The organism is Gardnerella phocaeensis, from assembly GCF_048545075.1.
Taxonomy (GTDB): Bacteria; Actinomycetota; Actinomycetes; order Actinomycetales; family Bifidobacteriaceae; genus Bifidobacterium; species Bifidobacterium vaginale_J.
Genome location: NZ_JBKQXS010000002.1, coordinates 345,172 through 359,126, shown reverse-complemented (window position 1 = coordinate 359,126; position 13,955 = coordinate 345,172). Strand labels below are relative to the sequence as shown.

The 13,955-nt window shown below is 41.6% G+C and carries 10 protein-coding genes; 8 read left to right on the top strand and 2 right to left on the bottom strand.

The features are described 5' to 3' along the window. On the top strand, window positions 1-692 hold a 692-nt coding region (locus tag ACJV2T_RS04095), incomplete at its 5' end, for an LGFP repeat-containing protein (protein WP_419399223.1). Here the strand turns inward: ACJV2T_RS04095 and ACJV2T_RS04090 are convergent. After that, the gene (locus tag ACJV2T_RS04090; protein WP_419399222.1) at window positions 678-2,774 is read right to left on the bottom strand and encodes a hypothetical protein; all 2,097 of its coding nucleotides are present in this window, start codon (window positions 2,772-2,774) and stop codon (window positions 678-680) included. The genes ACJV2T_RS04095 and ACJV2T_RS04090 overlap by 15 nt on opposite strands. A gap of 93 nt (window positions 2,775-2,867) precedes the next feature. Further along, window positions 2,868-3,800 (bottom strand): glycosyltransferase family 2 protein, encoded by a 933-nt coding sequence (locus ACJV2T_RS04085; protein WP_419399221.1) that lies wholly within the window; start codon window positions 3,798-3,800, stop codon window positions 2,868-2,870. A 267-nt stretch (window positions 3,801-4,067) separates the two neighbouring features. Here ACJV2T_RS04085 and ACJV2T_RS04080 point away from each other — a divergent pair, with 267 nt between their 5' ends. The 7 genes from ACJV2T_RS04080 (at window position 4,068) to ACJV2T_RS04050 (ending at window position 13,921) form a co-directional block, all read left to right on the top strand. Next, window positions 4,068-5,927 (top strand): phosphotransferase, encoded by a 1,860-nt coding sequence (locus ACJV2T_RS04080; protein WP_419399220.1) that lies wholly within the window; start codon window positions 4,068-4,070, stop codon window positions 5,925-5,927. A gap of 3 nt (window positions 5,928-5,930) precedes the next feature. Next, window positions 5,931-6,869: a DMT family transporter gene (locus ACJV2T_RS04075; protein WP_419399219.1), complete on the top strand. Its 939-nt coding sequence runs from the start codon at window positions 5,931-5,933 to the stop codon at window positions 6,867-6,869. Window positions 6,870-6,969: 100 nt separating this feature from the next. Further along, a complete protein-coding gene (locus ACJV2T_RS04070; RefSeq protein ID WP_419399218.1) occupies window positions 6,970-8,124 on the top strand; it encodes a LicD family protein in 1,155 nt (384 codons plus the stop codon). Between the two features lie 8 nt (window positions 8,125-8,132). Further along, on the top strand, window positions 8,133-10,508 hold the full coding sequence (locus ACJV2T_RS04065; protein WP_419399217.1) for a hypothetical protein: 2,376 nt from the start codon (window positions 8,133-8,135) through the stop codon (window positions 10,506-10,508). Between the two features lie 43 nt (window positions 10,509-10,551). Then, window positions 10,552-11,778 carry an acyltransferase family protein gene (locus ACJV2T_RS04060; RefSeq protein WP_419399216.1) on the top strand — a complete coding sequence of 409 codons (1,227 nt, stop codon included), beginning with the start codon at window positions 10,552-10,554 and terminating at the stop codon, window positions 11,776-11,778. A gap of 23 nt (window positions 11,779-11,801) precedes the next feature. Beyond that, window positions 11,802-12,647, top strand: coding sequence for an ABC transporter permease (locus tag ACJV2T_RS04055; RefSeq protein ID WP_415687533.1), 846 nt, complete (start codon window positions 11,802-11,804; stop codon window positions 12,645-12,647). After that, the gene (locus ACJV2T_RS04050) at window positions 12,647-13,921 is read left to right on the top strand and encodes an ABC transporter ATP-binding protein (RefSeq protein ID WP_419399215.1); all 1,275 of its coding nucleotides are present in this window, start codon (window positions 12,647-12,649) and stop codon (window positions 13,919-13,921) included. The genes ACJV2T_RS04055 and ACJV2T_RS04050 overlap by 1 nt, the downstream gene beginning before the upstream one ends. The last annotated feature ends 34 nt before the right edge of the window (window positions 13,922-13,955 follow it).

Here is a 13,955-nt window from a genome sequence, read left to right as displayed (position 1 = left end):
AAGAGGAGAATATAGGTGGCGGCTGGTGGCGTCAGCGTTGCCAGAATGGTGATGTTTGGACGCATGGTAAGGATAAGAAGTTTGTGATTCAGTTTGAGCTTCGTGATTCTTACTATGATCATGGTGGTGTTGGTCGTCTTGGTGCTCCTGTTGCTGAAGAGGAGAATATAGGTGGCGGCTGGTGGCGTCAGCGTTGCCAGAATGGTGATGTTTGGACGCATGGTAAGGATAAGAAGTTTGTGATTCAGTTTGAGCTTCGTGATTCTTACTATGATCATGGTGGTGTTGGTCGTCTTGGTGCTCCTGTTGCTGAAGAGGAGAATATAGGTGGCGGCTGGTGGCGTCAGCGTTGCCAGAATGGTGATGTTTGGACGCATGGTAAGGATAAGAAGTTTGTGATTCAGTTTGAGCTTCGTGATTCTTACTATGATCATCGTGGCGCCGGTTGGCTTGGTGCTCCTGTTGCTGAAGAGGAGAACATGGGTGAAGGCTGGTGGCGTCAGCGTTGCCAGAATGGTGATGTTTGGACGCATGGCACAGACAAGAAGTTCGTTATCATGTTCAATCTTCGCAAGGATTATTATGCGCGCGGTGACTTTAAGAAGGTCGGCGCACCTGTAGAAGACGAGCATAATGATGGCAATGGCTTATGGCATCAAAAGTGCCAGAAGGATGTTCTAGAAGCCCACTGATAGCATTTGGCTCCATGCAATAAAAGCATCTGGATTCGTGTATTGTATTTCATTCGCAGCTTCTGTGTGATTTGCAAATACAAGCAAGAATCCTAATACTATCGTTAATGTAGTGCATGCAACGATTAGAGTTTGAGTAGACATTTGGTTCCTATTCAATTCGATATTGTTGCATGCATTTTCTTTATCTAATTGCAACTGCGCATCTTGATTAGCTGAGCAATTTCTTCTAGCAAAACCAATAGATGCAATAATCATAAGAATTATTATTGAATCGCAATAATAACGGTAAAGGCTGCCGCCTAAGCAGTAGTTTACGTAGATTAACATAATCGAGAATGTTATTCCGCTTAAGCACATTATGTATTCGATTTTTTGCATATACTTGCGTCTTATTAAGAAAATGCCCCAAATAAGTGGTATTGATAGCAGACCAAATGTCATGTGATTAAAGAAACTATTTCCATAATCCGAAATGTTTGAGCTGGTTATTGTAATATACGGGAATTCCGTATCTATGCTTAGTGGCTTTATAAAGAAGTTTATTAACAAGTCTTTGATTTTTAGAGGGTCAAAGGCTATACGATTAAATCGCAAGTCAAAATTTGTTAATTGTTCTTCGTTACCAAAGTTAAAGAATGAACCAAAACGCAAGTAGTTATATACTAAGATTCCAGCAAAGCCAGCTATTGCAGGAGTTAAGAAGCTTAAAGCTGCAGATACTTTATTTACTACACTTCTGGAGTTGTTAAGCAGTAAAGCAATGAACAATGGTGCTATAAACGCAACTGTTGAAATGCAAGAATTTGGTCTACAACCGCATTGCAAAGCTAAGCTTAATCCAGCTAAAGCAAATAATGCGTACTGAGCAAATTTAGTCTTAAGTCTTACGGCTTTCAGTGATGCGTAAACAAATAATGTTCCGAAAAATATAGCGCTTACCATAGGAATGTAGTAAATCGATGCAGATGCTTGCAGATAAAAAACAAGGCACCCAAATGGTAAGGCTGCTCCTATAAGCAGCATTGAGCAGTAGTTTATTCGTATTTCAAAGAATGTTATTATTTCTTTCCACAATGCAAATAATGCTGGTATTGTAATTGCTGCAAATAATGTTGTGACCATTATTGCGCTCGGCATCCAAGCTGGGAACAAAGCGTTAAACGGCAAATAAGTTAAAATAAACGGTACTATTCCAAAGTAGCAATAATATTTGCCATTATGCAGCACAACATCCCATATTGCAGGAGTTCCCTCGCGCACTAATTGCATTCTTTTGCCAATGCTAAATGGGTTTGTTGAATGCAATAAGCCATTTGGTGGGTCTTGTAGCAAAGATAGCGATCCTTGTTTCCAGGCTTTTAACTGCTCTGTATATGGGTTTCCGTCTATAAAATCGTATTTATCGTAAGAGAGTGGGACGCGTATTCGATTATAAGTGTTTAATCGTAGCCAAATATACAGTGAGAATCCGGTTACTATTGCGCACAAAGCCCAAAAAATTATGGTTTGAGCTCGATCTCCTTGAGTATAGGCTATTTTGTGCCATTTTTTCTTACGTATAGTTATAATCGCGGATCCAAAAACGAATAATATAGCCCATTTTCCATAGTTTATGTGCAACTTGTATTTTGGATTAATTGTTATATTTTTAACAACGATTCCGTTTGGCGTTTCATTAAAGTGTAATTTTATTTTGTTTAGTTTTCCGTGACTTTCTAAACGTACTTTAGTTGTATTGAATTTTCCTGTTGTTATTTTAAATTGGCTAGCTAAAGCGTATCCAGGAGCTACACCAAAGTCTTCTAATTCTACGCTTCCAGTTACGTAATAAACTGGTTTTGTTTGTTGTAGCGAAATCTCTAATGTTTTGCTGTACGTGTTTAAGTTTGTGAATTCTACATCTGCGCCATTTTTAGATATATGTACGCCGTCATTTTTGTATTTTGCATATATTTCATCACGGCTTGCGTTTGTAGAGTCTTCTGCTTGTTCAGCTTTTACTTCTTTTACTGTGTTTAAATTTATGCTTTGTGTTTTGAATCCTAATTCGGATGCTTGAAATAAGTTACTAAAAAACATTAGTGTTATTAGTCCGCTTATAACAAAGCACACTATATATGGCAAATAAGTTTTTAGTTTAGGATTGTTTTTTATGACGGCTCGCACAGGTTACTACTTTCTATTTCTTTTTATGTAATCAAAAAGGTTTACTTGTTCTATAAAACGTTTGCGCTCATTTTTGGCTAAAATCTCAAGAATAATTCCGGAAATAAAGAATAGTAATCCTGCAATAATTAGCATTACAGCACCAATTAGAGTAGGGAAGCGTGTTACTAGGTGTGTGCGCCAAAATTCTATGAATGGAAGCATGCATGCTCCTACTCCGCACAGTGTTATTATTACGCCAAGTGTTCCAAAGAAAGGCATTGGTTTGTATTCGCGAATCATGTGAAAAATAGTTGAAAGCACTCGAATACCGTCTCCAACTGTGTCTAGCTTGCTAACTGATCCTTCTGGGCGGTCTCGATACTGAATTGGCATTTCGTATAGTTTTATATTGTTGTTAAGCGAATGAATTGTCATTTCTGTTTCAACTTCAAATCCGCGCGAAAGTACAGGATAAGTCTTTACGAATGAAAAAGAAAAAGCGCGGTAACCAGTCATAATATCAGTTACTTTTGCGTGGAAAAGTGTGTTAATTGCGCCTCTAACTAAACGATTGCCAAAATTGTGGAATGGTCGCTTGTTTTCTTGAAAATATGTTGAGCTTAAGCGGTCTCCAATAACCATATCGTAGCCTTCAACGATTTTTGCAACCATATCTGGTGCCGCTTCAGCAGGATATGTGTCGTCGCCGTCTGCCATTACGTATACGTCTGCGTCTATATCTTGGAACATTGCGCGAATTACATTGCCTTTGCCTTGTCTTGGCTCTTTACGAACCACAGCACCTGCTTCTTTGGCTATTTTTGCAGTATTGTCTGTTGAGTTGTTGTCGTACACGTATATTGTTGCTTCTGGAAGTGCCGCCTTAAAGTCTTTAACAACTTTTTCAATGGTGATTGCCTCGTTATAGCACGGCAGCAGCACTGCGACAGAAGTCATAATGTATCCCTTCATAACGGTAAATGGCGTGTGCTTTGGGTTTTAAACAACCTTTTTAATTACTGGCACATCAATGTCATTTTACTCATTGTTGTGGATTGTATGGTGGCACGCAATACATATAAAAGTGTATGCTGCAAACAGTGTCAAATGTTCAAAATAAACTAATAATAATTATTTTTGAACACCTTTGTGCATACTATACTAATGCAACAAAATGTATAGAGCCATCATTATGCACCTCGACTAGTGCATGGAGACACTGTTATGGAAGCATATTCAGCATTAACTCATAACGAATTTGCTGTAATATCAGCATTGAAACGTTTGCCAGGAAGTAATCAACGTACTATAGCTGAGCATACGAATCTTTCACTAGGCACAGTAAATAGTGCGTTACGCGATGCTGTTCAGCATGGGTTTGTTGTTAATGGTGAAGTTACAGCAAAAGGTCTTACAGTACTTGAACCTTATCGTGTACACAATGCTGTTATTATGGCAGCAGGGCTTTCATCACGCTTTTCCCCGATTTCTTACGAATTGCCAAAAGGTTTACTCACTGTGCGCGGCGAAGTGCTTATTGAACGACAAATTCGTCAATTACAAGAAGCGGGAATTAACGATATTAGCGTGGTGGTTGGCTACAAGCAGGAACGTTTCTTCTATTTGGAAGACAAGTTTACTAAAGGCGATTTTTGCGTAAAAATTGTGCCAAATAAGGAATATCGCGAGCGCAACAACAACAGTTCAATCATGGCTGTTTCTCACATTTTAAGTAACACGTATATTTGTTCTTCCGACAATTATTTCGACGAAAATCCTTTTGAACCATACGTGTGGAAGGCTTACTATTCTGCGCAATATCAGCAGGGTCGAACTAAAGAATGGTGCATGAGTGTAGGTGCGCACGATCGCATTACTTCGGTAACTATTGGCGGCAGTGATGCGTGGTACATGATTGGTCACGTGTATTTTGACAGCGAATTTTCGGCTAATTTTATGCGAATTTTGCGTGCTGAATATGATTTGCCGCAGACTGCTGGCAAGCTGTGGGAAGATATTTTGATTGAGCATTTAGACGAGCTTGATATGCGCATGCGCCGCTACGATCCGCCGATTATTCACGAGTTTGATTCGTTGGATGAGCTTCGCGAGTTTGATCCGCTGTTTTTGGAAAATGTTGACAGTGAAGTTTTTGACCGCATTGTTAAGGTGCTTGGTTGCAAAAAGTCGGATATTCACGACGTGTACCCGTTGAAAAATGGTTTGACGAATCTTTCTTGCCATTTTACGGTTGGTTCTAACGAGTATGTGTACCGTCATCCGGGGGTTGGCACGGATGTGTTGGTGAATCGCCAGGCTGAGGATGAGGCTTTGCGTGCGGCTCAGCGCCTTGGCTTGGATGGTACGTTGGTTGCGGATGATCCGAAGTGCGGCTGGAAAATTTCACATTTTTTGAAAGGTTGTCGTACTGCTGATTTTCACGATTCTTGCGATTTGCGCGAAGGTATGCGTCTGATTCGTAAGCTTCACAACAGTGGCGCTACGGTGAGTAGATGCTTCGATTTTTATGAGGAATCTCAGCGTTATTTGCGCGATTTGTGCGCTCGCCGTGCTGCGTTGCCTGAGGGTGCTGACGCTTTGCTTCATAAGGTTGATTGTTTGCATGAGTGCGTGAGTAAAGATGCTTGCCAAAAAATTTGCTTGGTGCACAACGATATATTGGGTGCGAATGTGCTTGTGGATGTTGCTGGACGCTACCATCTGATTGATTGGGAGTATGCAGGGATGTCGGATTATGCGCAGGATTTGGGTACGTTGTGCGTGTCTGACGCGCTTAATGAGCAGGAATTTGACGCGGTTCTAGCGGAGTATTTTGAGCGCAATCCTACTTGTGATGAGCGTCGTCATTGCATGGCGTACGTTGGTTTTGCTGGGTGGTGTTGGTATTTGTGGTCGCTGGTAAAAGAGGCTGAGGGAGAGCCGGTAGGCGACTGTCGTTATTTGTATTACCGTTATGTGAAACGTTATGTCGACCGCGCTTCGAGCGAATATGGTGCCGTATCCGCTGTATCCGCTGAATCTGCTGGTTGTGCCGAATCCTCAGGTTCTGTAGCAAAGGTGTGATTTATGAAATATTCCTTAATAAGCGGCCTTTTTTGGGGAGTCGACACTGCTTTGCTTGCGGTATTGGTTGCGTTATCTGTACACGGATTAACGCCTTCTGCAGTATGGTATGTGGGTGTTGTGGGTGCTTGCGTTCACGACGTTGTGTGTGCTGTAATATTGTGGATTTATATGGCTTGTCGTTCAAAGTTGCGCGAAACTGTTGCTCTTTGCAAACGTACGAAATTGATTGTGCCTATTGTGTTGAGTTCGCTTCTTGGAGGCCCAATCGGTATGACCGGTTACGCTATTGCGGCAAGCAATATTGGTGCCGGTTACGCTGCTGCGATTTCCGCACTGTACCCGGCTTTTGGCATAGTACTGTCTTCTATTGTGTTGCGCGAACGCTTAAGTGCGTTGAAATATTGTGCTTTTGCTGTAACGCTTATTGCGGTAGGAGTGCTTGGCTACTGTTCTTGCGCGGAATCTTCAACCGCAACTGTATTCTCTGCGGGCAGCATAGTCTTAGGTTTGATTGCGGCTATTTTTAGCGTTATCGGTTGGGGGAGTGAAGCCGTTGCTTGCGCGTGGGCTACCAGAAAGCAAAGCGTGGACGACGAAGTGATGCTGCACGTGCGCGAAACTGTTTCCGCACTGTCGTACGCCTTACTCATTGTGCCATTGTGTACGATACTGCCGGTTTTTAGCGTAAATATTATGCAATCAGCCTGCTTTATTGCGTTAGCTATATTTATAGCGTTACTTGGTACTGCTTCCTACTTGTGCTACTACCGTGGTATTGCAAAAGTTGGAGCAACCCGAGCTATGGCTGGAAATATTACTTATGCTGTGTGGAGCATGATTGCAGCAGCGTTACTTTCTCAAACGATTCCTCCGCTTATTGCGTGGGTTTGTTGTGTGGTGATAATTGCGGGGACGGTAGTTGTGGCTTCCGAAAAATAATCGCAACGGAGTATGATAAACCTGTATTGCATTGTGGCAACAGTTTATAGCAGTACGCTATAGCAAGTATGTTTTTAAATAATGAGGGAGTAGTGAACTTATGGTTTCGCCGTTGCGTCGCATAGTGAGTTGGATAATAGGCAGACTCCCTTCGTCAAAACGCTCTATTGTGGAAGTTCGCGAGCAGCTGAGCGCTATTCAAACGCAAATTTCTCGATTGCAAGAATGTGTCGACGCTCGCTGCGCTCATCTTGAGGTTGGACAGTATAACGTTGAGAAGTCGTTGCGTTCGGAGATTTTGACGAATCGTGAGCAGTCTTCGATTATGGCTTGGTCAAACTATAGGAAAGATGGCGAAAGTAGCGTGGATGCGCATAAGCGTTTCTTCCTTAGTTTGCCGAAAGCTACAGGTTCTATGCGCGTTATACAACGGGGTTGCGCGTCGCTGATGAGTGAGTTTGCGCAGATTGCGCAGCAGCATAATCTTCAGTATTGGGCTGATTTTGGTACGCTGCTCGGTTGCGTGCGTCATCGTGGGTTTATTCCTTGGGATGACGATGTTGACTTGGGTATGATGCGAGAGGATATAGATAAGCTGTTAACGATGTTGTGCGAGGATGCTGCGTTGCGTGCGCGCTACCGTGCGGTGCTCGTGTACGATCCGTACGTGTGCTGCCGTCAGTTGCGGTTCCGTTACGCGAATAATAGTAATCCTTGTTTTTTGGATATTTTCTTCTACGATTACGCGCCTGATTTGACGCCTGAACAGCAGCAGAGTTTTGTGTCTTTGCGTAAGGATTTGCAGCAAGAGTTGCGTTTGCAGACTTTTTTCAACACATGGCTTGACCGCGGTTATGTTGAGCAGGGCGGCGAATACACTGCTGAGATTGAACAGATTTTTCAGAGTTTCCAAAAGAAGGCTGTAAACCAGGGGCTTGTGGTGAGTAAGTCTTGCGCGCGCAACGTGGTATACGGTTTGGATAATGTTGATGCTGAGAATTTGTATATTGCACGATGTGCCGAAATGTTTCCAGTAAAAATGGCAACTTTTGAAGATTTTTCTGTTGCTATACCGCAGTTGTCGGAAAATATTCTGGAACGCGTGTATGGTGATATTTATCAGCTGCCGTCGGATATTATTACGCACTTCCGTCATGTTGACTGTGAATCCTTGCATAGCAGTCATACTGACGATGTAATCGAGCAGGATATTCGTTCAAATCCGTATGTTGTCGATTGTGGCAGACTTGAGTGAGTTATGTAATGCTACAAAACAGTAACGTTAAGAATGGCAATAGTACGAAGGAATTAACAGGTGTGCATATGGGCGATACAAGCAATAGTAACGGTAATGCAACTTCTGCAAATAGTGTAACTGCAGAAAGAAACGTAACGATGGCTGGTAGTGCAGTAAGTAGTGCAGTAAGTAGCACAATAAGCAGCGCAATAAGCAGTGCGATACAGTGCGGTTGCGATTGTGCTCGCGCTATGCGTTCCGTTTTACGATGCATATCGCTAATTATGCCGCTTATTATTGTGCTTCTGCTGGAACTTGTATGGTTCAACTTTCCGGCAATCGAATCTTCAGGATTCAATCCAACTCCTGTTCAGAGAGTTTCAACCGGTGCAGGTTTGACGTGTCACGGCGACGTGTACACAGTTACCGGCGAAAATGATCAATACATACAATTGCATTACGCTCAGCCTTCTCAAATAAATAACATTTACGTCGATATGCGCTCGCCTCACACTCGCACACTCGATATTGCTGTGTATGTGTTGGATGGCGGCAACAGTACTTCTTATATTCAAGTTGCGTCTCAGCCGGTTACGTCGAATGTGAACGATACGAAGTATGTGCGCGTGCACGCGGTTGATAAAGTTGCGGGCTTGCGTTTGAGTACGAAGCTTCAGAAAGGCGATTCTTTTACAATTGCTAATCTTGCGTTGAACCAGCGTAGGCCGTTACATATTTCACTTGTTCGCGTCGTGATGTTGTTGTTGATTGCTTACGCGATATACGCGTTGGCTCCGCGTTCGCGCATTTACAAAGAAACGCTTGATTTGCGCGTGCGCAAGCAGCAGTTGTGGCTTGTTGCATTAGTGCTAGTGCAGTGCGCAATACTTATTGGAGTAACGAAAGTTACTGGTACTCAACACATGTTTACAGCGGGGGTGTGTAATAACGGCGGCTTTATATGTGATGCCAACCAGTACAATCACCTCGCCAACAGCCTGCTCAAAGGTCACCTGTACTTGGATCTGCCGGTTCCTGACTGGCTGCCGAATATGAGCAACCCTTACGATGCAGGCGCGCGCTACGCCATGTCGATAAAAACTGGTCAACCAACTTACTGGGATTATGCGTTCCACGGAAGCCACTACTTTACTTACTTCGGCGCACTTCCTGCACTGTTACTTTTTGTGCCGTTCAAAGTACTTACCGGACACGATTTGCGCACAGATTACGCTGTCGCATTCTTTGCAGTCGCTTTCGCAATTGCTTCCCTCTATCTTATTGTGCAATTACTTCGACGCTTCTTCCCAAAGCGATCCTTCGGCTTCCTCGTGTTGTCGCATCTCGTTATGCTCATGTCCAGCGGAGTGCTAATTCAGGCGTATCTGCCGCAAATCTACTCGCTTCCTATGCTGTCATCATTGTGTTTCACCTGCTTAGGACTGGGATTGTGGATACAAGCGCGAACTACTCAAGATACTCTTTCTGAAACCCCGTACTTACGGAAGTCACTACTCATTCTGGGAGCAGTATGTATTGCACTAAACCTATGGTGTAGACCGCAATTTATTCTGGCGTCACTGTTTGCTTTCGTAATTTTTAAGGAAGAAATCGTAAAGTACCGTCTATTTTTTGCCTTCAAACGAAGCAGCGTAATCAATACGATATGCGTAATCGCACCAATGATTCTTATAGGCTTAGCCGCCTGCTGGTACAACTACGCGCGTTTTGGTTCTCCACTCGATTTTGGTGCAACCTACAATCTTACCGGTTTCGACATGGTTCACCGCTCCTACTCTTGGGCGCGAATCCCATGGGGAGTATGGATGTACCTGTTCCAGCCGATTACTATTACGCCAGTTTTTCCGTTTATGGAACAATCCGTGCTACCGTCAATGTTCCACGGGCAAATCATTATGGAGCCATTCTTTGGCGGCCTACTCGCTTACTCTCCTGTATGCGCAGCCGTAGTACTGTACCCGGCAGTAAAGCAACAATTACGCAAAAAGCAGCTTGCTGGATTCTTTAAGCTCGGCTTAACGTTGTCGATACTGCTTATGGTATTAGACGCGGAAGTAGTAGGAATTTCCAGCAGGTACTTTAGTGATTTCGGCTGGCTGCTAGCGTTGTGTGCAATTATGGTGATTGCAAGTCTTGTAGACAAAGTCTCGTCTTGCGCGCACATGGTTGACGTTCCTTCTGGTTGTGTCAACGAAACAGACGAGGAGTCGCCTTCTAAAACCAACCTTAAGTTAATGCACAAAGTTCTGATTATTCTGGTGATTTCCAGCGTTGGCTTGTGCTCATTAAACCTCCTTGCCAACGGACGATACTCAGACCTTCAAGGAACTAGGCCGAGCATATACAGAAGTATCGAATCCTGGTTCTCGCCACTGATGTAAGTGAATAATTGAGTTGATATTCGTGCAATTTGAAGAAGAAAATATGTTATTAGAACAAAAAAAATTAGTGCAAAAATCAGAAGGTTCTGTGCAGCCTAAAATAGATTTAAAGCCAGGCAAAGACCTGCAAGTTGAAGTGTTGAGAATTGTGGCGATGCTCATGATTGTCGCTTGCCATATGGTGATTCACTTGAATGTTAGCGAGCGCAGATTCAATATGGAGCTTTTACCTAAACCAGGTTTTAAGTCGGCTATTCGATTCCTAATTGTTCAATATGGACAAGTTGGAGTTTCTTTATTCTTTATTATTTCTGGGTATTTTTTGTGTAAAAAAGTATTTAATTATCGACGTATTTTTGCAGCATGGGCACAAATGTTCTTGTATTGCATAATTATTTTAGCGTCAATATTTATTGCAAATTGTTTTGGCATTCTTCCAGAAAACTTGAGTAATTTACTTCGCGGAAAAGATCTTTTTTACACTGTTTTGTGGAACGTAACGCCTTTTACTTATAGAAGTTACTGGTTTATGAGCTCGTATTTAATAATGCTTATGTTCATGCCGTTCATAAATATTCTTATAAATAACATGAATAAACGTAACCACGCAATGTTACTTGTACTTCTTGCATGTATTTCGCTTATCCCACTATATTTTGGTAGAAATTACACTTGGAACGATATTATTTATGCAATTTTTGGGTATTTAGTAGGAGCGTTTATTTCTGTATATCGTAACGAATTAAAAGAATATAAAACGAATTTATTATTGGCAAGTGTAGTGTTATTAACTCTTATTATGTTGATTTTTAACTGTTTTGCGTCATCTGGAAGCAAGTTTGCTAGAATACTTACGTGGGATCAACAAGTTCATGGTGGCATAGGAATACTTCCAATTGCTATTGCAACGTGTATTTTCATTGTTATTCACAGAATTGATATGACTAAAATACAAGGTTTTTCAAGAAAAATAATTTTGAAGGTTTCTAAAGCAACTTTTGGCGTGTATCTTATTCACGAACATATGTTTATTTTCATAGCGATGTGGACTTTTGTTGCATGGATTCTTCCTGCAGCATCCTCAAGCGTTGCAGTTGCTATTATTTATGTAATTACTTTATTGTGTGTTTATGCGGTGATTTCTGCAGTCGCAATAATTTTAGATCTTTTAGTTAAACCGCTTTCTAACAAGATTGCGTTAAAGCTGGAAAAAGTTGCGAATTGCGTATTTTTTGTGCATAAAAATGAACATAGTATCCAAATGGAATAATCAACTGATAAAATATATATCTTGTGAAAAACATTGTAGATAAGTTGCGCGAAAGATACCACTATTCGTGGGTGGTTCTTAAAGAATTAGTAAAAACAGACTTTAAGTTGCGCTACCAAGGTTCCTTCTTGGGCGTTGCGTGGTCGGTTTTGCGCCCACTCATGCTGTTTTGCGTAATGTATGCAGTGTTTGCAAAGTTTTTGCGAATGTCGGATGGCACGCCAACCTATCCAGTTGTGCTTTTGCTTGGCATTAGCGCATGGCAGTTCTTTGGCGAGGCCACTTCGATTGGTTTGCGCGCGGTGGTAGACCGTGGAGATTTGCTGCGTAAAATCCATTTTCCAAACTACATTGTGGTGGTTTCGGCAACTGTTGGAGCGTTAATCAGTTTTGCAATAAATCTTGTTGTTGTTATTATTTTTGCAATATGCTCGGGTGTGCAATTTACATGGTGGCTGCTGCTAGTGCCGCTTAATTGTATTCAACTTTACGTGCTTGCGCTAGGAATAACACTGCTTCTTTCTACAATGTATGTGTATTTTAGAGATATTGCACATTTGTGGGATGTTGTTCAACAAGTGCTGTTTTACTCAATGCCAATTATTTACCCTCTAAGCATGGTGATTGGCAATAACTCTTTAGGAAGATGGGGAACGGTTATTGCAAAAGTGCAGTTACTTAACCCTATTGCACAATGTATTCAAGATTTGCGCCACAATCTTGTAGCTCCTTTAACTCAGCCTACTGTTTGGAATCTTGTTGGGTCTCCGCTATTAATGATGGTTCCAGTAGTGCTAACTGTACTTTTGTGCGTACTTGGCGTATACACGTTCCGCAAGTACAATCGTAAGTTTGCTGAGGTGATGTAATGAGCGAAGTCAATTTAGAAAATACTAAAGCAGTGCAAGATATTAAAGAAGACGATTCTCGCCCAGTTGTGCTTTCTGTTGATCATGTTGGAAAATATTTTAAACTACCAACCGAGCAGGCAAGTGGCTTAAAACAGGCGTTTATTAATTGGACGCGCGGAATTAAAGGATACAAAGAACAGCATGTTCTGCGCGATATTAATTTTACAGTGCGCAAAGGCGACTTCTTTGGCATAGTTGGCCGCAATGGAAGTGGAAAGTCCACTTTGCTTAAGATTATTTCTGGAATTTACGTTCCAGACTCCGGTAAAATTCGTGTAAATGGTAAATTAGTGCCATTTATTGAGTTGGGCGTTGGGTTTAATCCAGAGCTTACTGGTCGCGAAAACGTGTTTTTAAATGGAGCACTATTAGGTTTTACGCGCTCGCAAATAGAAAACATGTATGACGATATAGTGCATTTTGCAGAACTTGAAGAGTTTATGGATCAAAAGCTTAAAAACTACTCTTCTGGCATGCAAGTGCGTCTTGCATTTTCAGTTGCAATTCAAGCTCAGGGAGATATTCTAGTACTTGACGAAGTTCTTGCAGTGGGAGATGAAGCTTTTCAAAGAAAATGCGATGAATATTTTGCAAAAGTCAAAAAAGATGCTAACAAAACAGTTATCCTTGTTACTCACGATATGAATGCAGTAAAGAGATACTGTAATAAAGCGGTTCTTATTAAAGATGGCGAAGTTATTGTTAACGGAGATAAAGACGATGTTGCAAATCGTTACACTCTAGAAAATCTTTCTAGCCAAAATGGCGGAGAAAGTGAAGATAGTTATGCTGTTGGTTTGAATGAGCGAGTGCCATTTATGCGCATTGTTCCTTTGAGTAAGCAGTTGCTTAATTGTAAAGAAAAATTCCGTTTTGCTGTTGAATACGAGTTCAACGAACCTGGAAAATATTTTATAGCTGTAGCAATGCACGACATAAAACGTGGAGGAATCACGTATGATTCTGGAGCAGATAAAATTGAGCTCGAAGGAACAGGAAGACAAAAAGTTGAATTTGAAGTGCCTCTTAAAATTTTAAATAATGGCGAATTTAAGCTGGTTGCCTCTCTTCGAACTAGAAGCAAAACTGATCCTGAATTAACAGATATGGTTGCGTTTACTAACGACAGCAATTCGTGCATGTTTGCTGTAAGAGATAGTCGAAACCGTGAGTATGCACTGCTTAATGACAATGCAATGACTTTCACTTGCTTAAAGCATTGTAAATGCTAGCTTTATTTGTAGTTAGCTTACACGTGTTTAACAA